Origin of the sequence: Micromonospora inyonensis, from assembly GCF_900091415.1 — a bacterium.
Taxonomy (GTDB): domain Bacteria; phylum Actinomycetota; class Actinomycetes; order Mycobacteriales; family Micromonosporaceae; genus Micromonospora; species Micromonospora inyonensis.
Genome location: NZ_FMHU01000002.1, coordinates 2,087,362 through 2,111,787 on the forward strand (window position 1 = coordinate 2,087,362; position 24,426 = coordinate 2,111,787).

Consider the following 24,426-nt stretch of genomic DNA (forward strand, 5'->3'; position numbering starts at 1 on the left):
GAACAGCCCCTGGGAGTGTGTGTGAAGTTCATCCGTCGCAAGACACTTGCCGCGGCCTCGACCGTGGCGCTCGGTGTCGGCCTCGCCGTCACCGGTGGGCTGGCTCCGGCGTCCGCGGCAGGTCCCGAGACGACGTTCCTGGTGCTCGCACCGCAGGGCGCGTCGACGGACCGGGCCGTGGCCCGTGCGACCGCCGCGCAGGGCACCGTGGTCGCCACGTACGACCAGATCGGTGTGCTGGTGGTCCGCTCGACCAACCCCGACTTCGTCCGGCAGGTGGCCGGCGCCGGGGTCGAGTCGGTGGCCTCCACCGCCGGCCTGGGTGCCGCGCTGGACGAGGGTGAGACGGTGGAGCTGACCGGGCTCGCCGCGACCACCGCGGACCCGACCGGCGAACCGCTCTTCGCCCAGCAGTGGGACATGCCGATGATCAAGGTGCCGCAGGCCCACGCGGTCACCGCCGGCAGCCCGAACGTCGTGGTCGGGGTGCTGGACAGCGGCATCTCCAGCAGCCACCCGGACCTGGCCAGCCAGATCGCGCGGGACAAGAGCGCGAGCTGCGTCGGCGGTGCCCCGGACACCACCGAGGCGTCCTGGAACCCGACCACCTCCGACCACGGCACGCACGTGGCCGGGACCATCGCCGCCGCCGTCAACGGCGTGGGCGTCACCGGTGTCGCCCCGGGCGTCAAGGTGGCGGCCGTCAAGGTCGTCAACGACGACGGCTACATCTTCCCCGAGGCGGCGGTCTGCGGCTTTCTCTGGGCCGCCGAGCACGGCATGCAGGTGACCAACAACAGCTACTACATCGACCCGTGGGAGCTGAACTGCCGCAACGACGCCCGGCAGCGTCCGGTGTGGCAGGCCGTCCAGCGGGCCATCCGGTACTCGCAGAGCAAGGGCGTACTGCACGTGGCGTCCTCCGGCAACTCCAACTACGACCTGGCGCACAAGAACGTCGACTCGGGCAGCCCGAACAACGGGACGCCCGAGGTGCGTGAGGTCAACAGCGCCTGCCTCGTCCTGCCGGGCGAGGCGCCGGGCGTGGTGACCGTCTCGGCGGTCGGCCCGACCGGGGCGAAGAGCTACTACTCCTCGTACGGGCAGGGTGTGGTCGACGTGACCGCGCCCGGCGGCGACACCCGCTTCCGCACCCAGGGTGTCCCCTCCACCATCTCCGACGCGATCCTGTCGACCACGTTCAACGTGACGACCCGGACCAACGGTTGGGGTTACAAGCAGGGCACCTCGATGTCGAGCCCGCACGCGGCCGGCGTGGCCGCCCTGGCCGCCTCGGCGCACCCGGAGATGAACCCGGGTCAGCTGGCGGCGTTCGTGGAGCGCACCGCCACCCCGCTGTCCTGCCCGGCCGGGGTGTACAACCCCGTGCCGCTGCTGGGCAGCGAGTACGACGCCACCTGCTCCGGCGGGGCGCGTAACGGCTTCTACGGCGCCGGCATGGTCGACGCTCACGCGGCCGTCCGGTAACAGCGGGGTCGCAGCACGTGAGGGCCCGGCGCGGGAACGCGCCGGGCCCTCACCCGTCCGGGTGAGGTCTGTTTCGCCCGGCCGGGTGAGGGGGTAGCAGGGTGGTCACCAGCCCATCCGAGGAGGTCAACGGTGTCCACCGATGCCATCGTGCTGCTCAAGGAAGACCACAAGGAGATGCGTCGCCTGTTCCGGGAGTTCCAGGACGCCCAGGAAGGACCACCGCGCCGACGGCAGGAGCTGGTGGCCCGGATCCTGGAGGCGCTGACCGTGCACACGTACCTCGAGAACGAGGTGATGTACCCGGAGATCCGCCGGCTCCTGCCCGACCTGGAGGACGACATCCTGGAGTCGTACGAGGAGCACCACGTCGCCGACGTGCTCTGCGCCGAGCTGGCCACCATGGACGCCGACGACGAGCGCTTCGTCGCCAAGACCACGGTGCTGATCGAGAACGTGACACACCACGTCGAGGAGGAGGAACAGGAGTGGTTCCCGAAAGTGCGCGAGGCGCTCGGCCGTAAGCAGTTGCAGGAGATCGGTGAGCGCATGCTGGCGCTGCGCCCCGACGCCCCGCGTACCCCGACCGCGCCGAAGGCGCTGAAGAAGGCGCTCGACGCGCTGACCGCCTAGCCTGAGCCCGGCTACCGGAGTGGCTGGATCGCCGGCCACTCCGGTAGGTCGCCGGGCGGGGTGGGCAGGATCTGCCGCAGTCGAGGGGGGTTCGGGCGGCGTTTCCACTCGCGCGGATACCCGAGGGAGACCTCCTCGAACCGCACCCCGTCGTGAACGCTGGTGCGGGGGATGTGCAGGTGGCCGTAGACGACCACGGCGGCCCGGTAGCGCAGGTGCCAGTCGGCCGTCGCGGTCGTGCCGCACCACTGGGCGAAGATCGGATACCGCAGGATCCGGGTCGGCTCCCGCACCAGGGGATAGTGGTTGACCAGCACGGTCGGCATCGGGTCGAGCGCGTCGAGCCGCGCCCGGGTCTGCGCCAGCCGGGCCTCGCACCACGCCTGCCGGCTCGGGAACGGGTCCGGGTGCAGGAGGTACTCGTCGGTGCAGACGATGCCCGTGCGGTGCGCCTCGGCGAGCGCCGCCTCCCGGTCCATCCCCTCGGGCAGGAACGTGTAGTCGTAGCCGAGGAAGAGCGGCACGATCCGGACCGGCCCGTCCGGGCCACGCCAGATCTCGTACGGGTCCTCCGGGGTGACCACGTCGAGCTGGCGGCACAGGTCGACCAGGTGCCGGTAGCGCTCCTCACCCCGCAGGGTCACCGGGTCCGTGGCCGGGGTCCACAACTCGTGGTTGCCGGGCACCCAGATCACCCTGGCGAAGCGCTCGCGCAGCTGGGCGAGCGTCCGCTCGATGTGCGAGACCGTCTCGCCCACGTCCCCGGCGACGAGCAGCCAGTCCTGCGGCGACTCCGGACGCAGCTCGTCGACGATCCCCCGGTTGTCCGCGTACCCGACGTGCAGATCACTGATCGCGACCAGACTGCCGCCGTCCTCCCCCACCATGGCCCCGATCTTACGGACACCCCCGTGGGGCCAGCGTCCCCGCGTACGCGCGCCCGGCGTCGACGCTCGTGGCCCGTTCCAGCCCCGGCGGAGGCGCGCCGGAGGCCGGCGGGCCGACCCGGTAGGATCACCGGTGGGCCGTGACTGGCGCGTGGGGATGGAGCACCATCGGGAAGCGGCCCCGTCATGAGGACGCACGCCGAGCGCCTGGGCCTTCCGCACCGTACTGGAGGTCGCATGCCGTCGTCGTCGAACGCCGAGTCCACCGCATTCCGCAGCGCCCTTGAGGTGATCCGCGCCGTCGAGCCCCGGGTCGCCGACGCGATCGGTGCCGAGCTGGCCGACCAGCGGGAGTCGCTCAAGCTGATCGCCAGTGAGAACTACGCCTCCCCGGCCACACTCCTGGCGATGGGCAACTGGTTCAGCGACAAGTACGCCGAGGGCACCGTCGGCCGCCGGTTCTACGCCGGCTGCCAGAACGTCGACACGGTCGAGGCGCTCGCCGCCGAGCACGCCCGGGAGCTGTTCGGGGCCGCGCACGCGTACGTGCAGCCGCACTCGGGCATCGACGCCAACCTGGTCGCCTTCTGGGCGATCCTGGCCGACCGGGTGGAGGCCCCGGCGCTGAAGCGGGCGCAGGCCCGGCACGTCAACGACCTGACCGAGGCCGACTGGTTCACGCTCCGCCGCGAACTGGGCAACCAGCGGATGCTCGGCATGTCGCTGGACGCCGGCGGCCACCTCACCCACGGGTTCCGGCCGAACATCTCCGGCAAGATGTTCGACCAGCGCAGCTACGGCACCGACCCGACCACCGGGCTGGTCGACTACGACAAGGTCGCCGAGGCGGCCCGGGAGTTCAAGCCGCTGATCCTGGTCGGCGGTTACTCCGCGTACCCCCGGAAGGTGAACTTCCGGATCCTGCGGGAGATCGCCGACGAGGTGGGCGCCACCTTCATGGTGGACATGGCGCACTTCGCCGGGCTGGTCGCGGGCAAGGTCTTCACCGGTGACTTCGACCCGGTGCCGCACGCGCACATCGTCACCACCACCACCCACAAGTCGCTGCGCGGACCGCGCGGCGGCATGGTGCTCTGCGGCCCGGAGCTGGCCGAGCAGGTGGACCGGGGCTGCCCGATGGTGCTCGGCGGCCCGCTGCCGCACGTGATGGCCGCCAAGGCGGTCGCCCTGGCCGAGGCCCGCCGCCCGGACTTCGCCGACTACGCGCAGCGCATCGTCGCCAACTCCCAGGCCCTCGCCGAGGGGCTGCTGCGGCGGGGGGCCACCCTGGTCACCGGGGGCACCGACAACCACCTGGTGCTCATCGACGTGACCGGCTACGGGCTGACCGGCCGTCAGGCCGAGCAGGCCCTGCTGGACTCCGGCATCGTGACCAACCGCAACGCCGTGCCGCAGGACCCGAACGGCGCGTGGTACACCTCCGGCGTCCGCATCGGCACCCCGGCACTGACCACCCGGGGCCTCGGCACCGACCAGATGGACGAGACCGCCGAACTGATCCACACCGTATTGAGCCAGACCCGCCCGGGGTCGAACGCCGACGGCACGCCGTCGAAGGCGAAGTACACCCTGGAGCCGGCGGTGTCCGAGCGGATCGCCAAGCAGGCCAGCGACCTGGTCGCCGGTTTCCCGCTCTACCCCACCGTCGACCTGGGCTGACGCGGCGGACGCGCGGGGGCGGTGCCGGGTCCGGCACCGCCCCCGCCGCGCGTCAGATGGTGATCGGCCGCTTGAGGTGGTAGCGGTGCACCTCGGTGCTGCCCTGGACGTTGTTGACGTCCTCGGCGGCGGCGACCAGTTCCCACCCCTCTCGGCCGACCCGGTTCAGGTGGGCGATGGCGGTGTCGCCGTACGGGGTGACGTCCCGGCGTGAGCCGTCCGGCCCGTACCAGATGAACGTGACCTCGAAACTGCGCCCCTGCCCTTGGTAGCGGCGGACCAGTAGTGCGTACTCCCAGGCGACCATCGCTCCATTATCGCCGTCCACAGCGGAGCCCGCCGACCGCCGGGGACGTGTCGCGCCCGCCGTCAGGTCACCGACACGCCGCGTCGGTCCATCTCATCGGCGAGCAGGGCGGCCAGCCGGTCCAGGCCCAGGTCGATCTGCTCGCGGGTGACCGCGCTGACCGACAGCCGCAGCGCGTCGACCGCGGCGGTGTCGTCGTAGAAGTGGGCCATCGGCGTCCAGAGCACGCCGCACTCCTGTGCCGAACGGGCCAGCAGCGCGTCGTCGACCGGGAACGGTACGGTCACCACCGCGAAGAAGCCGCCGGCGGGGACGTTCCAGCGCACCGGGGACGGCGGTGGGAACCGCCGGGCCAGGCCGGCGGTGAGGTGCCGCAGGTTGCCGGCGTAGACCGCGCGTTCCCGCTCGTTCGCCCGGGCCAGGCTGCACCCGTGCGCCAGCAGCCGGCCCCCGACGACCGCCTGGGCGATCGGCGAGGTGTTCACGGTGACCATACTCTTGATCTTGGCCAGCTGGTCGGCGAGCAGCCCCACCGTCCCGTCGGCACCCCAGACCCGCTGGTCGGCCAGGACGTAGCCGACCTGGGCGCCGGGCAGCACGGTCTTGGCGAACGAGCCGAGGTAGACCACCCGGCCCCACTCGTCGAGCGCCTTGAGGGTGGGCAGCCGGGCCGTGCCGTCGGCCGGGAAGAGGGGCTCAACCGGGTGGTGACCCTGCTCGGCGCCAGTCTGGGCGGGCTGCTCATCTTCTGGTTCGGCACCGCCACCGCGCTGCTGATCGACGCGGCCACGTTCGCCGTGTGTGCCCTGCTGATCGGGCTGCTGGTGGCGCTTCCGGCCCCGGCCGCACCGGCCGGCGACGCGGCGCCGACCCGGGAGGGCTACTGGACGGCGCTGCGCGGCGGTTTCCGCTACCTGCGTACCGACCAGTTGCTGCGCAACATGCTGCTGGTCGTCTTCGCGCTGAACATGGTGGCGAACGCCAGCATCGCCGTCTTCGTGCCGATCTGGGTCGACGAGGTGCTCCGCTCCCCCACCGGGCTCGGCCTGGTGCTCGGCGCGTTCGGCGGCGGGGCGCTGCTGGGCAGCCTGCTCTTCACCTGGCTCGGCCCCCGGTTGCCCGCGTTCGCCACGTTCGTGCTGGGCGCCGCGCTCAGCGGTACGCCCCGACTGTTCGCCCTGGCCGCCACCGACGACCTGACCGTCGTGCTCGGGGTGACCTTCGTGTCGGCCATCGGCGTGGGCGCGATCAACCCGCTGCTCGGCGTCGCCCTCTACGAGCGGGTGCCCCCGGCGTTGCAGACCCGGGTGATCGGCATCGCCGGGGCGGTCGGCTTCGCCGGACTGCCGGTCGGCGCGCTGCTGGCCGGCTGCGGGGTCAGCATGCTCGGGTTGACGCCCACCCTGCTGCTCTCGGGCGTCGTCTGCCTCGGGGTGACCGCCGTGCCGCTGCTCACCGGCCCTCCCTCGGCCCGTCTCGGCACCCCGGAGAAGGCCACCGCCACCGCCTGACCACCGACCCGGTGACCACTCACCCCACGATCGGACTCGCCCGACGCGCTGCTCGGCCCGGCTGGCGAGCCGGGGCGGGTCGGCGAGGGTGGCGGACGGATAGGGTGGGACCGCCGTTCCACGTCCGCTCTGGAGTCCCCGATGACCATGCCCGCTGTCGACCTGCCCGGCCTGCCGACCGCCGGAGCGGACCAGCCGCTGCTGACGTACTACGACGACGCGACCGGCGAGCGGACCACACTGACCGCGACGGAACTGGGTGCGTGGGCCGCCCGGACGACCGGGCTGCTCCGCGACGGCTGCCGGCTGCGGGCCGGCGACCGGGCGGCCGTGCTGCTGCCGCCGCACTGGCAGACCGCTGCCGTGCTGCTGGGCTGCTGGGCCGCCGGGGTGGCGGTGTCGTACCGGGGCCGGGCCACCGCCGGACTGCCCACGCTCGGCCCTGGCGGGCACGAGCCGCTGGACGCCAGCTTCGTGCACCGGCCCCGGATCGACGACTGGCTGGACAACCCACCCGAGGCCACCCACCGGTTCGTGCTCGGGCTGGGGCCGCTCGGGGCGCCGACGCCGCCCCCACCCACCGGTTACCTGGACTTCGTCACCGAACTCGACCTGCGCTCCGCCGCCCCACCCCCGGTCGCGGTGGTCCGGCGGTCGGACGCCGCCAGCGTCGACGGCACCAGCTACGCCCAGTGGGGCGAGGTGGCCCGCGCCGTCGCGGAGGCCGGCGGACTGCGACCGGGCGACCGGATCCTGGTCGACGCGGCCGTCCACGACGAGCCGGTGAAGTGGCTGCTCGCCCCGCTGGCGGCCGGCGCGTCCGTGGTGGTCTGCGCCAACTGCTCCCCCGAGCGCCGCGCCGCACTGGCCGCCGCCGAACAGGTCACCCGGGTTCTCTGAACCGAGGCGGGGCGGCAGCTGCCCGGAGGCCCTTGCCTGCCACGTCCGGAGTTGGTCGTTGCCGGGCGGTGCGGCCGTAGCCACGCCGCCCGGCGTCCTCGACGAATCAGAAGACCGCGACGCCGTACTTGCTCAGCGCCTCGGTGACCGGCTGGAAGAAGGTCGTCCCGCCGGTCCGGCAGTTCCCGCTGCCGCCGGAGGTGAGGCCGAGGGCGGTGCTGCCCGAGTAGAGCGGGCCGCCGCTGTCGCCCGGCTCGGCGCAGACATTGGTGGCGATCATGCCGCGCACGGTTCCCTCGGCGTACCGGACGGTGGCGTTGAGGCCGGTCACGGTGCCGCTGTGGGTGCCGGTGGTGCTGCCCCGCCGGGTCACCGACTGGCCGACGACCGCGTTGCCGGCGGAGGTGATGTCCTGCGACCCGACGCTGCCGTCGATGGCGATCGAGGTGTTGGTGTACCGGACGATGCCGTAGTCGTTGCCCGGGAAGCTGGTGCCGGTCCGGTCACCGAGCTTGGTGCTCTGCGCGGAGTTGGCGTACCAGGCGCTCACCGCGTCGGTGCAGTGGCCGGCGGTGAGGAAGAAGTACTCACTGCCCTTGCGCACGTTAAAGCCGAGCGAGCAGCGGTAGCCGCCGCCGTAGATGGCGTCGCCACCGGAGATCCGCGTGCTGAGCGTGCCACCCAGCTCGGTGAGGCGGGCCGCTCCGCCGGAGGCGGCGACGGCGGCCTTGACCCGGGTCAGCTTCGCGCCGGTGACGGTGCTGTCCACGCCGACGACGACCTGGTTGGTGGCCGGGTCGACGTAGAGGGCGGTGCCGGTGACGCCGAGGTCCACCTGGGACTGGGCGCGCTCCAGGGCACGGGCGCTGCGCTCGACCACTCGGGCCACCCCGCCGGCGGCGCGGACCGAGGCCGCCGCGCGGGCGTCGGTCACGGTGACGACGGTACGGCCGGCGGCGTCGACGAACGAGCCGGCGGTGCGGTCGGCCCCGAGGGAGGCGGCCAGCGTGGCGGCGCGCTCGGCGGTCAGGATCTGCGGGGCGGCCTGGGCCGGCGACACGGCGACCGCGCCCAGCATCATGGTCGCGGCGGCGGCGGACATCATCGCGCGTCGGGTGAGTCTCACGGGTTCCTCCTGGGAGGCCGAACCGATCCCGGTTGATCGATAGCTCGACATACTTACACCTGGCGGTCCCTGCGTCCAGGCTGTGCCGTGGTCCGGGCCGGTCCACTCGGCCGCTGGTGGGCGCGGCCACCCTCCACTACGTGCCGACATGCCGTATCGTTCGTCGGCCTGATCGTCAGCGGCGGACGCCAGCCGGGGCTACCGACGCCGGTGGGCCGTCCGGTCGCCGGCCGGGCACGCCGACGGGCCCGGCGGCCGGACGACACCGTCGTCCCGACCGCCGGGCCCCGACCCGCCGGTGTCCACCTCACCAGTGCGCGACGTCGACCTCCGCCGGGACCGAGCAGACGGCCTCCGGTGCGGGAGTCTGGGCGTGCACCAGGAACCGCAGGGATCTCGCCTCGGTGAAGCACTCCCGCATCGGCCGCAGCAGCTCCCGGTGCCCGGCGCTGCGCTCCCACGCCTCGAAGTCGGCCAGGGTCGCCCACTCGCTGGTCACCAACCACTGCTCCGGATCGACGTCCGACCGGCAGACCTGGTCGACCAGGTGCCCCGGCACCCCGCTGACCTGGTGCCGCACCAGCTCGTACGCCCGGAGGAAGTCCGCCGTCCGCTCCACCGCCACCCGTACCAGGAACAGCACACGCGCCCGTCGTTCGATCATGGTCCCCCGCTCCCTTCCCCAGACGGCTGCGCCCGGCGCAGCACCAGTGCGCTGTTGAAGCCGTCGAAGCCGCGGGCGCACACCACCGCGACCCCGGTCTCCGGCCGCCGTGGCCGGCGCAGGAAGTCCAGCTCGCAGCCGTCCGCCGGGCGCGCCGGCCCGGCGGAGACGGGCAGCTGGCCGTGGTGCAGGGCGAGCAGCGCGGTCGCGACGTCCAACGCCGACCCGCCCTGGTGGGCCCGCCCGGTGAGAGGCTTCTGGGTGGTGACCGGCGGCGGCCGGCGGCCGAACACCGCCCGCAGGGCCGCCGCCTCGGCGCGGTCGTGGCGGACCGTGCCGAGGGCGTCCGGCAGCACCACGTCCACCTCCTCCGGGTGCACGCCGGCCCGCCCCAGGGCCACCCGCACGGCCCGCGCGTAGTGGACCGGGTCCCCGGTGCTCTCCGCCGTGGTGTGCGCCGCGTCGTGGGTGGCCCCCCAACCGGTCACCTCGCCGTAGATCCGCGCGCCCCGGGCCACCGCGTGCCCCCGCTCCTCGACCACGAAGACCGCGCCGCCCTCGGCCGGCACGTACCCGCTGGCGTCGACGTCGAACGGCCGGTAGGCGCGCTCCGGGTCGGTGACCGCGCTGAGCAGTCCGGAGCGCAGCTGGCAGGCCAACGCGTACGGGCTGAGTGGACACTCGGTGGCCCCGGCGACGACCACCGGGGTGCCGCGCCGGACGGTCCGCGCCGCGTGCGCCAGGCTGTCCAGCCCACCGGCGGACTCGGTGACCAGCACCCCGCACGGCCCCTTGAGCTGATGGTGGATGGAGATCTGGCCGACGCTGGCCGCGTAGAACCAGGCGATCGACTGGTACGCCCCGACGGTGCGGGACGGCCCGTTCCAGAGTCGTTGCAGCTCCCGCTGGCCGAACAGGTTGCCGCCGGAGGAACTGGCCAGGGTGACCGCGTACCCGTACGGGTCTCCGGCCCGTTCGGGCAGTCCGGCGTCGGCCAGCGCCAGCGCGGTGGCCGCGAACCCCAGGTGCGTCCAGCGGTCGGTCTGCACCAACCGCCGGTTGTCGACGTACCGGGCGGCGTCGAAGCCGGGCACCTCACCGGCGACCCGGGTCGGGTAGCGGTCGTCCGGGTCGAAGAGGGTGATCGGCCCGGTCGACCGGGTGCCCGCGGTCACCGTGCGCCAGTGCGCGTCCACGCCGATGCCGCTCGGGGCGACCACCCCGATGCCGGTGACCACCGCCCGGGGGCTCACTCCCGCACCGACCCGGACAGCCGACGGAAGATCAACGCGGACTGGAAACCGCCGAACCCGCTACCCACCGAGAGCGCCACGTCGACCGGCACCTCCCGGGCGACGTTCGGCACGTAGTCCAGGTCGCACTCCGGGTCCCGACTGGCCCAGTTCGCCGTCGGCGGCACCACCCCGTACTCGATGGCCAGGGCGCAGGCGGCCATCTCGATCGAGCCGATCGCGCCGAGCGAGTGCCCCACCATCGACTTGATCGAGCTGATCGGCACCCGGTACGCGGCCTCGCCGAGGGCACGTTTGAACGCGGCGGTCTCGTGCCGGTCGTTCTGCCGGGTGCCGGAGCCGTGCGCGCTGACGTACGACACGTCGGCCGGAGCCAGCCGGGCCTGCCGCATCGCGTCGGTGATGGCCAGGGCCATCTCCAGCCCGTCCGGGCGCAGGCCGGTCATGTGGTAGCCGTTGCTGCGGCTGGCGTAACCGACCACCTCGCAGTAGACGTGCGCGCCCCGACGCCGGGCGTGCTCGGCCTCCTCGAGCACCAGCACCGCCGCTCCCTCGGCGAGGACGAACCCGCGCCGGTCGGCGTCGAACGGCCGGGAGGCGTGCGCCGGGTCGTCGTTGTCCGGGCTGGTCGCCTGGATCGCGTCGAACGAGGCGACGGTGACCGGGGAGATCGGCGAGTCGGACGCCCCGGCGAGCAGCACGTCGGCCTCGCCGTCGACGATGAGCTGGTGGGCGTAGCCGATGGCGTCGATGCCCGAGGTGCAACCGGTGGAGACCACCTGCGCCGGGCCGTGCAGCCCGTGCCGACACGCCACGTCGGCGGCCAGGCTGCTGGGCACCAGCGCCTGGTAGAGGTACGGGCCGGCGCGACCCGGGTCGACCAGCCAGTGTGTGCCGTGGTCGCTGACCCGGACGTACTCCTGCTCCAGTGCGGTGGTGCCGCCCACCGCGGAGCCCAGCACGACCCCGGCGTTGTCCCGTACGGCATCGGTGAGGTCCAGACCACTGTCGGCGAGCGCCTCGGTGGAGCAGGCCAGGGCGAACTGGACGTACCGGTCGGCGCGACGTCGTTCGGCGGGGGTGAGCCCGGCGGCGTCCGGGTCGAAGTCGCACTCCGCCGCGATCCGGGACCGGAACGGGGACGGGTCGAAGAAGGTGATCCGGCGGGTGGCGGTACGCCCCTCGGTGATCGTCTTCCAGAACCGGTCCCGGGTGGCGCCGCCCGGGGCGACCACCCCGACACCCGTCACCACCGTGCGGCGCCCGCTCATGACGTCGCCTCCGCGACCTCGGTGTCGACGTGACCCAGCTCCGGTCGGGGTGCCAGCGGCCCGAGGTGGAACACCACCTCGGCCGCCTCGTCGCCGGTGTTACGCAACCGGTGGCGCGTGTTGACCGGCACGAACAGCGCCTCCCCGGCGGCGAGCCGCACCGGCCGGTCGTCGAGGTCGACGGTGATCGCGCCCCGGGTGACGTAGAGGAACTCCTCGCTGTAGGGGTGGTAGTGCTCGGCGATGCGCTCCCCGGGCAGCAGCGCCGCCACCCCCATGAACCCGGAGGTGGAGCCGACCGTCTTCGGTCCGAGCAGCACCCGCAGCTCCGCGCCGCGCCGCCGGTCGGCGGCCACGTCGCGGGCCGCGACGACCCGGTCGGTGGTCTCACTCATCGTCGTCCGCCTCCAGACCCCGCTGCCGGGCGATCCGCTCGACCTTGTCGCGGATGATGGCCATCTGCTCCCGGGTGCCGGCGTTCAGCCGGGCCTCCATGCCCCGGTCGTCGACCGGCGCGTCGGGCCGCAGGTGGAAGTCCTGGATCCAGGTCATCCGGGTGCCCCCGTCGGGTTCGAAGTCGTAGCGCCAGTGCAGGCGCATGTACTCGAACGGGCCGGTCTCCACCCGGTGGGCGTGCACCTGCCAGGTGGCCGGGTCGACGGTGCGTTCGCTGACCCAGCTCCACACCGTCCCGTCCGGGTCGGGATGCATGGTCAACCGGAACCGCACCGTGTTCCCCTCCCGGTGCAGCACCTCCACCGACCGGTACTCGGTGAACAGGTCGGTCCAGTTCGCCACGTCGTTGGTGAGGTCCCAGACCAGCCGTCGCGGCGCGTCGATCACGATGCTGTTCTCGGTGTGACCGTGCCGGCCGGTCGGCTCCGGGGAGTCGAGCGGGTCGGTCTGTTCGACGACCAGGTCGGCGACGGCGGGGATGCTCAGGTGCCCCGTCTCGGTCGGGATCCGCGCGCCGTACCGGTCGGCGACCACGGCCTGCAACTCCAGCAGGGCCAGGGAGTCCATGCCGAGTTCCGCCAGGGAGGCGTCCGGGGCGCGGGCCGCCGCGTCGGGGTCGAGCCCACAGTGCACGACCAGGATGTCGGTGATCTCGTTGGTCAGGGCCGCTCCGGCCGGTCCTCGGGTGACGGTCATGGTGGTCCTCCTCAGCTGCGGCCGGAGCTGCGGCGGGGGCATCCGCGCCGGGCCGGTACGGGTGTGGGTGGTGCGGTCGCGGTCACGGCTGCCGCCCGGTGCGGGAGGCGTCCCAGCGGTAGAAGCAGCGCGCCATGGCGTCACGGGGGGATCGCCAGGTCGGCAGGTACGGCGAGATGTACGGCCGCAGCCGGTCGCTGACCCGGACGAACTCGGGGTGCCGGCGGGCGGTCTCCACCGCCCCCTGGCCCGCCGACTCGGTCTCCAGCAGGTGCACGTAGAGGTCGTGCAGCCGGTACAGCGACCGGTGGTGCACCCCGGCCAGGCGCGGCAGTTCGGTCGCGTCCGACTCGGCGAAGATCTCGGCGACCCGCGACTCCGCGGTCGGCAGCACCTTCGCTACGATCAACGTACGGTCCATCGATGTCTCCCCACGGCGGACGTCGGCCCGCGCGGCCGGACGACTGCCGACACGATGCCGAGACCGCCGTCACCACGCCGTCACCACGGACCGTCCACTGACACCCCGCAGTCGTGACGCTTGGTTGACGGCGGACGGGCACAATGTGCGGCGCACCTGCCCGCACAGCGGGAGGAGATGACGGATCAATGCAGCTCAGAGGCATTTTCGGGGACGCGCCGAGAAGGTCGGAATGACGACCACTCGGTTGACCCAGCGTAACCGCTATTGATAATCTTCGTCGCTGTCAGCCCGGCGGCGGCGCTCGCCCCGCGACGGGACACCGACGTCGCGGGCACCCGCCGACGGGCACCGTGGACGACGGGACGAGGGTTCCGCTGCAGGGGGGTGCGCGGTTGTGGCCTCTGACACCAGCACGCCGACGACCACTCCCCGGATGCGTCTGCTGCTGCTCGGCGGCTTCCGCCTGCTGCACGACGACCAGCCGGTGGTCGTCCCCCGTGGACTGCAACGGGTCATCGCAGTGATCGGGCTGCGCCCCGGTGCCACCCGCAGCCACGTCGCCGGGCTGCTCTGGCCCGACGCACCCGAGGACCGCGCCCTGTCGTCACTGCGCACCGCCCTGTGGCGACTGCGCCAGGCCCCCTGCTGTCCCATGCTGACCACCGGCGACACCGTACGACTCGACCCGGCCGTCCACGTCGACGTCGACGAGCTGGTACGGACCGCCGCCCGGGTGGGCGACGGCGGCGACCCGCGCGGCGCCGCCGCGGCGCTCGCCGCCGGTCGGCACGACCTGCTCCCCGGCTGGTACGACGACTGGGTCCTGCTGGAGCGGGAACGACTGCGCCAGCTCCGCCTGCACATGCTGGAACACCTCGCCCGCACCCACCTCCAGGACGGTCGACACGGCGAGGCCCTCCAGGCGGCCCTGGAGGCGATGGCCGCCGAGCCCCTGCGGGAGACCCCGCACCGGCTGGTGGTGCAGATCCACCTCGCCGAGGGCAACGCCTTCGAGGCGCTGCACGCCTTCTACGTCTACCGCGACCTGATCCTGCGGGAACTCGACCTGGAACCCTCGGCGGCGATGTGCGCGCTGCTCGACGACACCCTCGCCCCGATCCGCCGCCGCGTCGCACCACCCGGCGCCCGACACCCCACCCGCCCGGCACCCGGACCGTCACCGCCCACCGACCCACGGTGACGGTGTCGTGACAGGCGCGCCGGCAGGGTGGGCCCACCAGGGTGTCCCACGGGCTCGCGGGATGCCGGCCGCGAAAGGGGACCCGATGAGTCGGCTTCTGATCGTCAGCAGGATCGTCCCGGGCACGGAGGAGCAGGTGGCGGAGATCTTCGCCGAGTCCGACGCCACCGAACTGCCCGCCATGACCGGCGTCCGGCACCGCTCCCTGTACTGCCTGCACGACCTCTGCATCCACCTGATGGAGACCGACGTGGACCCCGGTGCGGTCGCCGCTGCCCGCACCCACCCGCTCTACCTGCGGGTCAACGAGCGGCTGGCCACGCACACCTCCCCGTACCTGCCGAACTGGCGCTCGCCCCGGGACGCGATCGCCGGCTGCTTCTACCGCTGGGACGCCGCCACCGCCCCGGCCGCCGGCACCGTCGACTGACCCGCGCAAGGAGCCGTGATGTCCTCCAGCCGCCCACACGTCCTGGTGATCGGTGCCGGCACCGGCGGGATGTGCCTGGCCCATGGCCTGCGCCGGGCCGGGATCAGCGTCGCCGTCTACGAACGCCACCGCACCCGTACCGACGGACTGCTCGGCTACCGGGTCGGCATCGGGCCGACCGGCAGCCGGGCGCTGCGCGAATGCCTGTCGCCGGAACTGTTCGACACCTTCGTCGCCACCTGCGCCCGCTCCCCGCGCTACTTCAACGTCATCACCCAGCGGCTGCGCCAGACCGCCTCCTTCGAGCTGCGGCCCGACACCGACCCGGTGAACACCGACCGCTCGGTCTCCCGGATGACCCTGCGGCAGGTCCTGCTCACCGGCATGGAGGACGTCGTCCACTTCGACAGGACCTTCACCCGGTACGAGCAGCACGACGACGGCACGGTCACCGCCCACTTCGCCGACGGCAGCTCCGCCCTGGGGGACCTGCTGGTGGCCGCCGACGGCACCCACTCCGCCGTACGCCGGCAGTACCTGCCGCACGCGGTGACCCGGGACGCCGGCAGCATCAACATCGCGGTGAAGATCCCGCTCACCGAGCACACCCGCAGCCTGTTGCCGCCACGCGTCCTCGAGGGCATCTCCCTCATCTTCGGCACCCGCGGGATGATGGGCATCCTCCACGTGATGGAGTTCAAGTGGGACAGCGGTGGCGGGCTCAAGTCCGGTGTCGGCGGCGCCGACGCCGACCTGCTGGAACGCTGGCCCGGCCTGCTCTACGACAACACCCGCGACTACATCAACATCATCGTCTGGAGCACCGCCCGCCGGTTCCCGGCCGACGTGATGCGGCGGCGCGGCGACGACCTCGTCCGCCTCGCCCTGGAGCTGACCCGGGGCTGGCACCCCAACCTGCGCGAACTGCTCGCACGGAGTGACCCGGGCAGCTGCCTGCCGATCAAGGTCGCCACCTCCGAGCCGGTCCCGCCGTGGAAGCCCAGCACCGTCACCCTGCTCGGCGACGCCATCCACACCATGACCCCGGGACGGGGGGTCGGTGCGAACACCGCGCTGCGCGACGCCGCCCTGCTCCGCCGGCAGCTCACCGCCGCAGTGGCTGGCGACAAGCCGCTGCTGGAGGCGGTCGGCGACTACGAGGCGCAGATGCTGCCGTACGGCTTCGCCCGGGTGGCCGACTCGCTGAAGAACAACGGCACCAACGGCGACGACCCGCTCTACCGCCCCGTCGTCGGACGGCTGGCGCTGCTCGGTGCCCGCGGCTACTTCGGAGTGACCAGCCGGGTACCGAAGCTGCGCCGCAAGTTCGTCGACGACCTCTACGCCTACCGGGGCGCGGAGGACTGAGTCCCCTCCCCCGGCGGCGCCGCCGTCACGGTGCGCCACGAACCGCCCCGACACCCCACGTCGACCCATACCCGAGCCGCCCGCTCCGACCGGCGGCGACGGGATCCCTCCCGGCCAGGCTGAGGCCAGAGACACGCGTATGCGAAGCTGCGGCGGACTTTTCTCGCACTTTCGCCGTACGCACTGGGAGGTACGCCGTGGCGTGGACGTTCGGACACTCGTTGTTACTCATCCTGGCGGTGGCGGGCGGCGTGGCCGCCGGATGGGCGCTGCGCGGCCGCCGGGCCCCCGGACGCCCGGCGTCCCGGGTGGACCCGGTCCGGCCGGCCACCGTCACCCGCACCGCCCCGACGCCCGACACCGCTGACCGCCGCACGGACCCCGCCGTCGAATCGGAGACGGTCGACGTACCCGCGACGCCCGGCCGGTCCGACGACACGCCGGACCGCTACCTCGCCACGGAGCCGGTTCCGGCCGGTCCCACGCCGCCCCCTGCCGCGCACGCCGAACCGGTGGACGCTCAACTGGAGCCGGTGGACGCCCAGGCCGAACCGGTGACGGTCCCGGTCGAGCCGCCGGCCCCGCCGGCGGGGCTGCAGGTCGAGCCGGTGGACGCGCAGCTCGAACCCGTCGAGGAGCAGACCGAGCCGGTGACCCCGCAGCCGGAACCCGCCGAGCCGGAGCTGACCCCGGTCCCGCGGTCGACCACGCAGCAGACCCAGCCCCTGCCCGCGCCGGTGGCGGAGGCCGCACAGGCCCGGGCGACCAGCATCGAGCCCGACGCGGCCGAGAACGCGCCGGTCGAAGTCGAGCCGACGACTGTCGAGCCGGCCGAGATCCCGCCGGTCGAAGTCGAGCCGACGACTGTCGAGCCGGCCGAGATCGAGCCGACGACGGTCGAGCCGACCGGGGGCACCGGGCCGGCCGTAGCCGAGGAGAACGTCACGGCGGTGCCCGCGCCGCGGGACGCCGACGACGTTCCCGCTGACGACGACTTCCGGCGGATCCAGGGCATCGGGCCGAAGATCGCCGCCGCCCTCCAGGCCGCCGGCATCCGCACCTACCGGCAGCTGGCCGAGCGGGACGAGGCGGGGCTGCGCGAGGTGATCCGGGGCGCGGGCCTGCGCTCCGCCCCGGGCCTGGCGAGCTGGCCCCAGCAGGCCCGAATCCTCGCCGACGCTCCGGCCGAGGCCGACAAGGTCTTCCCCGCCCCCACCGCCTGACCCGCTACCGCCCCACCGCCGCGCCCACCGGTCGGGCCGCTGTGGCGTCCGGTCCCCGTCGCGTCCCTCGTCGTCACCGGTCCGCGAGGGACGCGGACCGGTGCGCGCGGCGGCCGCCGGCGGTCTCGCCGTCACGCCCCGGCGCGGTTAGCCGTTCGCCGCGTCTGGGTACAACTCGCCTCACTCGACCCACCGTTACCAGGGAGGCAGCCATGCGGCGTGGCCCGTCGATATTCGGAGTTCTCGTGGTGATCTGGCTCATCATCGGCGCGATCGCCGCGGCGCAGCGCGGTTACTTCAAGGGGGACGACACCAACTGCGCCGAGGCCGGCACCATCCTGGTCACCGTCGTGGCCGGGCCGCTCAACTACGTGGGCGCCAACCCGAAGGTCGACTGCGAACTACCCCAGCCGTCGGAGTAGGCCCCGCTCTCCCGCTCCGGCCCGCGCCCACCGTCTCCGGTGGACGCGGGCCCGTCGTGTCGGCGCACCCCGGCTTCGAGTGCACGCCATACCGCACACCGCGGGCAGGGCGGAGAACCGTCCGGCACCGTCCTCGGCATCGACACCCACGCGCCGATTCGCGTCCGTGGGAGGGTCCTCTCCGAAGCTGTCGAGCTGCCCCGGATCTGGGGCAGGCCACCGGTCGGCGACGCGATCCGCAGACGTCGATCCATGCACTCCCCTGGCCTACACACCCGCGAGTCGAGACGAAAGACCGAGGTCAGGCGAGGAACGCGTCGATGCGGCTCAGGTTTCTTTCGGGTGGGTGCGGGTGGTGATGTGACCGGCGCCGGGGACGGTCTCGTGTAGGCCGGCATGGTGGCGAGCTACCCGGGAGGCAACCTGGCACGAACGCGTTCGTTACAGACCCGTCCCCGCCCTACCCGATGACGAACGCGTTCGCTACGATCGAGTTATGACTCCTCGCCGCGTACCCGTCAGTCGTCGCGACCGGCCGGCCAAACCGCCGCTGAGCCGCGACGGCGTCGTCGCGACCGCCCTGCGCGTCATGCGGGAGGAAGGCCTGGAGCGGGTGACCATGCGACGGCTGGCGGCCGAGCTCGACACCGGCCCCGCCTCGCTGTACGTCTACGTCCGCAACACCGCCGAACTGCACGGAGCGCTGCTGGACGAGCTGCTCACCGACCTGGAGCTGCCCGCCGACGACGCGAGCGCCGCCTGGCGCGAGCAGCTGATCGATCTCATGACCGCCTACACGAGGCTGCTGTTCGCCTATCCGAGCCTGGCCCGCTCGGTGCTCACCCTGCGCCCCTGCGGGCCGCACTACCTGAGGTTGATCGACTCGATCCTCGGCCTGCTCCACGGTGCCGGCATCCCGACCCGGCAGGCCGCCTGGGGTGTCGACCTGCTGCTGCAGCACGCCACCGCGACCGCCGCCGAACAGGGCAGCCGCAAGGAGGCCGTCGAAGCGCAGGGCGAAGAGGAGGAACTCGTCTCCGTGGTCGCCGAGGCGACATCCGACGACTACCCCCACATCGTCCGCGCCCGCGGCGAACTGTTCTCCGGCACCGGCCTGGAGCGCATGCGCTGGGCCTTCCGCCAGATCGTCAACGGCCTCACCGCCAACGAAGTCAACGGCCTCACCGCCAACGAATAAGCCGGACAGCGCAACCTCAGCCGGGCATCCCGCGAGCCGACGAACACCACGCGCGAGACTGTCGCCGCCACCTCGCACCTGGCTGGAACGCGTTCGTCACGAACGCAATCGCCACACGGTGCGACCTCGACCCCCGCCAGCCCCTACTTCCAGGAGAAGCCATGACCACGCCATCAATCGCCATCGTGGGCGCCGGACTGGGCGGCCTCACCCTCGCCCGGGTGCTGCACACGCACGGCATCGCCGCCACCGTCTACGAGCTCGAAGACTCGCCGTCCGCCCGCACCCAGGGCGGCATGCTCGACATCCACGAGGACAACGGCCAGGTGGCACTACACGCGGCTGGCCTGTACGACCGGTTCCGCGCCATCGTCCACGCCGGGGGCGAGGCCACCCGAGTCCTCGACAAGGACAACACCCTGCTGTACGAGGACACCGACGACGGCACCCGGGCTCGCCCGGAGGTCGAACGAGGGCAACTGCGACAGATCCTGCTCGACTCGCTTCCCGACGGCACCATCCGCTGGGGTGTGAAGGTCACCCGGGCGCGCCCGCTCGGCGGCGGGCGACACGAACTCGTCTTCGCCGACACCACCACGGTGACCACACAGGTACTGGTCGGCGCGGACGGGGCATGGTCCAAGATCCGGCCCCTGGTCTCCGGCGCCACACCGGCCTACTCCGGGATCTCCTTCGTCGAGACCGACCTGCACGACGCCGACCGACGCCACCCCGCCGCGGCTGCCGTTGTCGGCAGCGGCATGCTGTTCGCGCTCGGGCCCGACAAGGGAATCCTCGGACACCGCGAACCCGACGGCAGCCTGCACCTGTACATAGCCATCACCGCGTCACCCGGGTGGCTTGCCGCACTGGACTTCACCGACACCGACAGGATCAAAGCGGTCCTTCTCGAGCAGTTCGCCGACTGGGCGCCGCCGCTGAAGGCTTTGATCACCGAAGCCGACGGCGCGATGACTCCCCGCACCGTCAACGCCCTGCCGGTCGAGCACCGTTGGAACCGCGTGCCCGGCGTGACACTGCTCGGCGACGCCGCACACGTCATGTCTCCCTTCGCCGGCGAAGGCGCCAACCTCGCGATGCTCGACGGTGCCGAGCTGGGCAAGGCCATCGCCGAGCATCCCGGCGACATCGAGACCGCGCTCACCGAGTACGAGAGGGCGCTGTTCCCACGCAGCGCGCGGGCCGCGCAGGAAGCCGCCACGAACCTCGCCCTCTCCTTCAGCGAGACCGCTCCGCAGGGCCTGCTCGACGAACTTGTCGATCCCGCGCTCGCGCACACTCCGTAAGGCATCCTAGGAAGATGGACTGGCGCTTACTGGAGCAGCGCGCCCAGCGGTGAGAGCAGCAGCCGGCCGAGCCGGGCGGCGGTGTCGTCGAGCCGGTCGCGCTCGCCCTCCCGGGCGTGGGTGTCGTGCCGCACCCGCCAGATCCGCTGCGCGTTGCGCCAGGCGACGCCCCGGGTGTACTCCACCAGCTCGCCCTGGTACCAGTCGTCCAGGTCACCATTGAGCGTGTCGATGATCAGCTGCCACCGGTCCAGGTAGCCCCGGCGCAACGTCGGGATCGACTCGGCGAAGATGGCGTTGATCTGGAGATAGTCCCGGTGCTGGTCGCCGCCGTCGACCGGCTCGGACTCCAGGTGGTCGAAGGTGGTCACCAGGGCGAACGGCAGGTCGAAGTTGATGTGCGCGTTCACCCCCGCCGCCGCGGCCGGCAACGGCCGGACGTCCGGCCCCTGCATCCGCTCGAAGATGCACGCCCAGGCCTGGGGCGTGCACGGGCTCGACTCGGTCCACAACCGCAATGCGTCGAAGTAGCGGGCGGCGAACTCCACGTCCAACCGGGACAGGAACACCGGGTCGGCGAAGCGGCCGTCGTAGAGCCGCTCCAGCACCTTCCCGGTGATCGTCAGGTAGAGCCCGTTGAAATCCGCCAGGGGGCAGCTGGCCTGCAACGGCGGCAGCCGCACCAGGACGTCCTGGAGCTTGGTCAGGTGGTCGACCACCGCCGGCACGTCGGCGGGGTGGTGGGCGAGCAGATCGGCGACGTCCTGGTGGACGGGCCCCCAGACCGCTTCGGTCATGTCTTCCTCCCCTGTGGTCCCGGCGGCGCCCCGTGTCGCCGCCGGTGCACAGCGTGGCAGCCGGAGGGCGCCCGGAAATCAGTAGAACGACGTATCCCGCTGCCGCCGGACCTTGGGCGCGCCCCTCAACGGGGCCGGTGCCGCAGGTGGATCGCGCTGGCCTGGACCCGGGTACGGACCTGGAGCTTGTCGAAGATGTGCGAGACGTGCACGCCGATGGTCCGCTCGCTGATGAACAGCCGTTGACCGATCTCCCGGTTGGTGAGCCCCTCGGCCACCAGCGCCAGGACCTCGCGCTCGCGCGGGGTGAGCGCGGACAGCTCGTCAGGGGCTCCGCCGGCTTCCCCGGCGCGACCGCCGTCCTGGTCGGACGCCCCGTCCGGCACCGGCACCCGGGCACGGGCCGCCAGCGCGGCGATCTCCTCGCTCAACGGCCGCGCCCCCAGCCCCTGCGCCGTCTCGTACGCCTGGCGCAGCAGGGCGGCCGCGGTGGCGTCCCGGCCCCGCCGGGCGAGCAGCGCCTCGGCCTGCCGCAGCCGGGAGTAGGCGGCCGGGTAAGGATGCCTGCGCCGGTCCCAGACGTCGGCCGCCCGGGCCCAGAGGACCGGGTCGCCGGGGCCGTCGAGCCGCCCGACCTCGGCGGTGCAGAGGGCGAGGAAGGCGTCCACCACGTCCCGGACCGGCCGGGCCGCCTGGACGCTGGCGCGGCGGACCCGGTTGGTGACCTCACGCAGCCGGCGCACCGCCGTCAGGTCGACCCGGCCGGTGCGGCTGGCGTACGCCTCGGCCTCCGCGCGCAGCCCGTGCCAGGCGAGGGTGGCCAGCAGGACCAGGTCGTCGGAGCGGGTCTCGGTCAGCCCGTGCGCGACGGCCTGGCGGGCTTCGTCGTGCCGGCCCTGCCACATGGCCAGCCCTGCCCGGAGCGTGAGCAACGGCAGGACGTGCCGGGCACCGCCACCGGCCAGCAGGGTGGTCACCGCCTCCAGGTCCCGGTCGGCGGCCCCGACCTCCCCGTACGCGACGGAGAGCCGGCAGCGGGCCAGCAGCAGCTCGGCGGCGTCGGCACCGGAGGGGCGGTGCCGCAACGCGTCGGCGATGACCTTCTCCGCCTCGGCCCACTGTCCCACCCGGAACAGCCCGTTGGCGGCGACGGCCAGCAGGCGGGTCTCGAACGTCCGGCCCAGCCCCAGCTCGGTGACGCGTTCGGCGCCCCGGCGGGCCACCACCACGCCTTCCTCGATCATGTTGAGCGGACCGGTCAGCAGCTCGGCGAGGTGCAGGTAGGCGAGGGCGACGTCCTCGGGCCGGCCGGAACGCTCGGCGGTCGCCAGTGCCTCGCGCATCACCGGCAGGCCGGCGTCCGGGTCCTCCAGGTACGCCTCGCTGAAACCGAGTGCGGCGCTGGCCAGCACCACCTCCGAGATGGAGCCCTCGACCGCTGCCGAACGCGCGAGCGCCTCCCGTGCGCGTCGGCCGGCCTCGGCGTACCGGCCGAGGTGCAGCAGCAGCTCGGCCAGGTGTGCGGCGGCGGTCGCCCGCTGGCGGGGGGTGCAGTCCGGGGCGGCCAGGGCGTGCTGGTACTCCGCCTCCGCCAGGGCGGAGCGCCCCGCGTGGGCGAGGTATCGCGCCCGACGGATGTGCAGGGCGCAGGTGGAGCCGCCAGCCAGGGTGGCCTGCTCCTCGAGCAGGGCCAGGGCCCGCGCGTGCTCGCCGCAGTGGTGGGCGGCCTCCGCCGCCTTCTCCAGCAGGGCCACCCGCTCCGGCCCGCCGAGACCGGTGTCGGCTGCCGCCGCCAGGGCGAGCGACCAGTGCCGGTGCGCCTCGGCGTAGCCGTGCAGCCGTTCGGCCTCCTCCGCCGCGGCCATCGCGGCCCGCAGCGCCCGCACCGGCTCCCCGGCCAGTCGCCAGTGGTGGGCCGACCGGGCGTGGCGCAGGGGTGCCGGCTCGGCGCCGAGCGCGTCGGCGTAACGCCGGTGCAGGGCACCCCGCTCGGCCGGGAGCAGTTCGTGCTCCAGCACCTCGGCGACCAGCCGGTGCCGGAGGTGGTACGCGTTGTCGGTGCAGACCAGCAGCCGGTGCGCGATGGCCGCGTGCACCGCCTCGATCAGCTGCTCGTCGGGGAGCCGGACCACCCGGGCGAGCAGGTCGTGCTCCACCGGTTCCACCCCGACGGCGATCGCCTGGACGACCTCGTGGGCGTGCGGGGGCAACGCGTCCACCCGGTCGAGGAAGATCTCCCGGAGGGTGTCGGAGAGCCCGTCCCGCCCGTCGCGCAGGTCTCGGGCCAGTTCCTCCACCACGAACGGGTTGCCGCCGCTGCGTCTCCAGAGCTGCTCGGCGGCCTCCGGCGGCAGCGGCCGTCCGACGATCGCGGTGGCGAGCTGGTCGGTCCCGGCGCGGTCCAGCGGGGGGAGGTCGAGCACCCGCACCGACCGCAGCCGCCGCAGTTCGGTGAGGACCCGACGCAGCGGATGGGCGCCCTGCAACGCTTCGGCCCGGATCGCGGCGAGCACCGAGAGCTGCATGTCACCGAGCCCCGCCAGCAGGTAGAGCAGGAGCTGCCGGGTGCTGCGGTCGACCCACTGGAGGTCGTCCAGGACGAGCACCAGCGGGCGGCCCTGGGCGATCAGGTGCAACCCCCGGGAGACCCGCTCCAGCAGGGTGCCGGCACCCTCCCGGCCGGGGGTCTCGTCGGCGAACATGTTGAGCAGGTTGCGCACGGCCGAGCAGGTGCGGGCGTGGGACGCCTCGGCCTCGAAGCGGCGCAGCGCCTGGAGCAGCGGGTGCAGTGGGGAGGCGTCGCCGATGTCGAGGCAGCTTCCGGTGAGCACGACCGCTCCCGTCGCGCGCAGTCCGGCCGCCACCTCGCCGAGCAGCCGGCTCTTGCCCACCCCGCTCTCCCCGTTGACGAAGACCGCGGCGGTGTGGCCCTGCGGAACCCGGTCGAGCAGGGCGGCGCGCACCATCGCGACCGTGTCGGCACGGCCGACCAGCGGGGCGGCGTCCACATCGCTGGCCATGGCAAGCAGCCTAATAGGGGCGGCTGGGGCGTTCATAAGGGTAAATCGGTCCTGTGGTACTCCTCGCGTCGAGATGGCGACGGAAAGTTGCCGGACGGCGACATACGTCGTTCGGCAGATCCGCCGTCGGTCCGGTGGTGCGAATCTCCGAGATGTCGTCCGGC

General features: G+C 73.1%; 23 protein-coding genes, 1 pseudogene and 1 riboswitch. Of the genes and pseudogenes, 12 read left to right on the forward strand and 12 right to left on the reverse strand.

What is annotated here, in order from left to right:
• The first annotated feature begins 21 nt into the window (after positions 1 to 21).
• Complete coding sequence (locus GA0074694_RS23770) at positions 22 to 1,488, forward strand: S8 family peptidase (protein ID WP_091462027.1); 1,467 nt, start codon at positions 22 to 24, stop codon at positions 1,486 to 1,488.
• Positions 1,489 to 1,620: 132 nt separating this feature from the next.
• Positions 1,621 to 2,121, forward strand: coding sequence for a hemerythrin domain-containing protein (locus GA0074694_RS23775; protein ID WP_091462030.1), 501 nt, complete (start codon positions 1,621 to 1,623; stop codon positions 2,119 to 2,121).
• An 11-nt stretch (positions 2,122 to 2,132) separates the two neighbouring features.
• On the opposite strand, the gene GA0074694_RS23780 is transcribed toward GA0074694_RS23775, so the two are convergent.
• Positions 2,133 to 3,008 (reverse strand): metallophosphoesterase family protein, encoded by an 876-nt coding sequence (locus GA0074694_RS23780; RefSeq protein ID WP_091462033.1) that lies wholly within the window; start codon positions 3,006 to 3,008, stop codon positions 2,133 to 2,135.
• Positions 3,009 to 3,138: 130 nt separating this feature from the next.
• Positions 3,139 to 3,228, forward strand: a riboswitch (ZMP/ZTP riboswitch).
• Between the two features lie 17 nt (positions 3,229 to 3,245).
• On the opposite strand from GA0074694_RS23780, the gene GA0074694_RS23785 reads away from it, so the two are divergent.
• Positions 3,246 to 4,688 (forward strand): glycine hydroxymethyltransferase, encoded by a 1,443-nt coding sequence (locus GA0074694_RS23785; RefSeq protein ID WP_091462035.1) that lies wholly within the window; start codon positions 3,246 to 3,248, stop codon positions 4,686 to 4,688.
• A 52-nt stretch (positions 4,689 to 4,740) separates the two neighbouring features.
• On the opposite strand, the gene GA0074694_RS23790 is transcribed toward GA0074694_RS23785, so the two are convergent.
• Both GA0074694_RS23790 and GA0074694_RS33200 read right to left on the reverse strand, forming a co-directional pair.
• Entirely contained in the window at positions 4,741 to 4,995 is a 255-nt protein-coding gene (locus GA0074694_RS23790; protein WP_091462037.1) for a hypothetical protein, read from the reverse strand.
• Between the two features lie 62 nt (positions 4,996 to 5,057).
• Positions 5,058 to 5,687 (reverse strand): annotated as a pseudogene (locus GA0074694_RS33200) (aminotransferase class I/II-fold pyridoxal phosphate-dependent enzyme); the annotation flags it as partial.
• A 15-nt stretch (positions 5,688 to 5,702) separates the two neighbouring features.
• On the opposite strand from GA0074694_RS33200, the gene GA0074694_RS31125 reads away from it, so the two are divergent.
• Both GA0074694_RS31125 and GA0074694_RS23800 read left to right on the forward strand, forming a co-directional pair.
• Positions 5,703 to 6,506 carry an MFS transporter gene (locus tag GA0074694_RS31125; protein WP_425413667.1) on the forward strand — a complete coding sequence of 268 codons (804 nt, stop codon included), beginning with the start codon at positions 5,703 to 5,705 and terminating at the stop codon, positions 6,504 to 6,506.
• Between the two features lie 141 nt (positions 6,507 to 6,647).
• Entirely contained in the window at positions 6,648 to 7,406 is a 759-nt protein-coding gene (locus GA0074694_RS23800) for a TIGR03089 family protein (protein ID WP_245714872.1), read from the forward strand.
• A 106-nt stretch (positions 7,407 to 7,512) separates the two neighbouring features.
• On the opposite strand, the gene GA0074694_RS23805 is transcribed toward GA0074694_RS23800, so the two are convergent.
• The 7 genes from GA0074694_RS23805 to GA0074694_RS23835 all read right to left on the reverse strand — a co-directional run bounded on the left by GA0074694_RS23805 (position 7,513) and on the right by GA0074694_RS23835 (position 13,293).
• On the reverse strand, positions 7,513 to 8,511 hold the full coding sequence (locus GA0074694_RS23805; RefSeq protein ID WP_245715030.1) for a S1 family peptidase: 999 nt from the start codon (positions 8,509 to 8,511) through the stop codon (positions 7,513 to 7,515).
• A gap of 328 nt (positions 8,512 to 8,839) precedes the next feature.
• A complete protein-coding gene (locus GA0074694_RS23810) occupies positions 8,840 to 9,196 on the reverse strand; it encodes an antibiotic biosynthesis monooxygenase family protein (protein WP_091462045.1) in 357 nt (118 codons plus the stop codon).
• Positions 9,193 to 10,449, reverse strand: a complete 1,257-nt coding sequence (locus tag GA0074694_RS23815; protein ID WP_091462048.1) for a beta-ketoacyl synthase N-terminal-like domain-containing protein — start codon at positions 10,447 to 10,449, stop codon at positions 9,193 to 9,195. The genes GA0074694_RS23810 and GA0074694_RS23815 overlap by 4 nt, the downstream gene beginning before the upstream one ends.
• The gene (locus tag GA0074694_RS23820; protein WP_091462051.1) at positions 10,446 to 11,720 is read right to left on the reverse strand and encodes a beta-ketoacyl-[acyl-carrier-protein] synthase family protein; all 1,275 of its coding nucleotides are present in this window, start codon (positions 11,718 to 11,720) and stop codon (positions 10,446 to 10,448) included. The genes GA0074694_RS23815 and GA0074694_RS23820 overlap by 4 nt, the downstream gene beginning before the upstream one ends.
• Entirely contained in the window at positions 11,717 to 12,115 is a 399-nt protein-coding gene (locus tag GA0074694_RS23825) for a cupin domain-containing protein (RefSeq protein WP_091462054.1), read from the reverse strand. The genes GA0074694_RS23820 and GA0074694_RS23825 overlap by 4 nt, the downstream gene beginning before the upstream one ends.
• Positions 12,108 to 12,872 carry an SRPBCC family protein gene (locus GA0074694_RS23830; RefSeq protein ID WP_091462057.1) on the reverse strand — a complete coding sequence of 255 codons (765 nt, stop codon included), beginning with the start codon at positions 12,870 to 12,872 and terminating at the stop codon, positions 12,108 to 12,110. Before GA0074694_RS23830 ends, GA0074694_RS23825 begins: the two co-directional genes overlap by 8 nt.
• Before the next feature lie 82 nt (positions 12,873 to 12,954).
• Positions 12,955 to 13,293: a TcmI family type II polyketide cyclase gene (locus GA0074694_RS23835; RefSeq protein ID WP_091462060.1), complete on the reverse strand. Its 339-nt coding sequence runs from the start codon at positions 13,291 to 13,293 to the stop codon at positions 12,955 to 12,957.
• Positions 13,294 to 13,729: 436 nt separating this feature from the next.
• On the opposite strand from GA0074694_RS23835, the gene GA0074694_RS23840 reads away from it, so the two are divergent.
• The 7 genes from GA0074694_RS23840 (at position 13,730) to GA0074694_RS23870 (ending at position 20,445) form a co-directional block, all read left to right on the forward strand.
• Positions 13,730 to 14,497 carry an AfsR/SARP family transcriptional regulator gene (locus GA0074694_RS23840; protein WP_091462064.1) on the forward strand — a complete coding sequence of 256 codons (768 nt, stop codon included), beginning with the start codon at positions 13,730 to 13,732 and terminating at the stop codon, positions 14,495 to 14,497.
• Between the two features lie 85 nt (positions 14,498 to 14,582).
• Positions 14,583 to 14,927 carry a TcmI family type II polyketide cyclase gene (locus GA0074694_RS23845; protein ID WP_091462065.1) on the forward strand — a complete coding sequence of 115 codons (345 nt, stop codon included), beginning with the start codon at positions 14,583 to 14,585 and terminating at the stop codon, positions 14,925 to 14,927.
• 18 nt (positions 14,928 to 14,945) lie between these two features.
• Positions 14,946 to 16,295 carry an FAD-dependent oxidoreductase gene (locus GA0074694_RS23850; RefSeq protein WP_091462107.1) on the forward strand — a complete coding sequence of 450 codons (1,350 nt, stop codon included), beginning with the start codon at positions 14,946 to 14,948 and terminating at the stop codon, positions 16,293 to 16,295.
• A gap of 197 nt (positions 16,296 to 16,492) precedes the next feature.
• Complete coding sequence (locus GA0074694_RS33980; RefSeq protein ID WP_342670942.1) at positions 16,493 to 17,518, forward strand: hypothetical protein; 1,026 nt, start codon at positions 16,493 to 16,495, stop codon at positions 17,516 to 17,518.
• A 212-nt stretch (positions 17,519 to 17,730) separates the two neighbouring features.
• Positions 17,731 to 17,940 (forward strand): hypothetical protein, encoded by a 210-nt coding sequence (locus GA0074694_RS23860; protein WP_091462109.1) that lies wholly within the window; start codon positions 17,731 to 17,733, stop codon positions 17,938 to 17,940.
• Between the two features lie 496 nt (positions 17,941 to 18,436).
• The gene (locus GA0074694_RS23865) at positions 18,437 to 19,138 is read left to right on the forward strand and encodes a TetR/AcrR family transcriptional regulator (RefSeq protein WP_091462113.1); all 702 of its coding nucleotides are present in this window, start codon (positions 18,437 to 18,439) and stop codon (positions 19,136 to 19,138) included.
• 161 nt (positions 19,139 to 19,299) lie between these two features.
• Positions 19,300 to 20,445 (forward strand): FAD-dependent oxidoreductase, encoded by a 1,146-nt coding sequence (locus GA0074694_RS23870; protein ID WP_091462117.1) that lies wholly within the window; start codon positions 19,300 to 19,302, stop codon positions 20,443 to 20,445.
• Between the two features lie 26 nt (positions 20,446 to 20,471).
• Here GA0074694_RS23870 and GA0074694_RS23875 read toward each other — a convergent pair whose 3' ends face one another.
• The gene (locus tag GA0074694_RS23875; RefSeq protein ID WP_091462120.1) at positions 20,472 to 21,242 is read right to left on the reverse strand and encodes a DUF5995 family protein; all 771 of its coding nucleotides are present in this window, start codon (positions 21,240 to 21,242) and stop codon (positions 20,472 to 20,474) included.
• A gap of 125 nt (positions 21,243 to 21,367) precedes the next feature.
• The gene (locus GA0074694_RS23880; RefSeq protein WP_091462124.1) at positions 21,368 to 24,262 is read right to left on the reverse strand and encodes a helix-turn-helix transcriptional regulator; all 2,895 of its coding nucleotides are present in this window, start codon (positions 24,260 to 24,262) and stop codon (positions 21,368 to 21,370) included.
• Between the last annotated feature and the right edge of the window lie 164 nt (positions 24,263 to 24,426).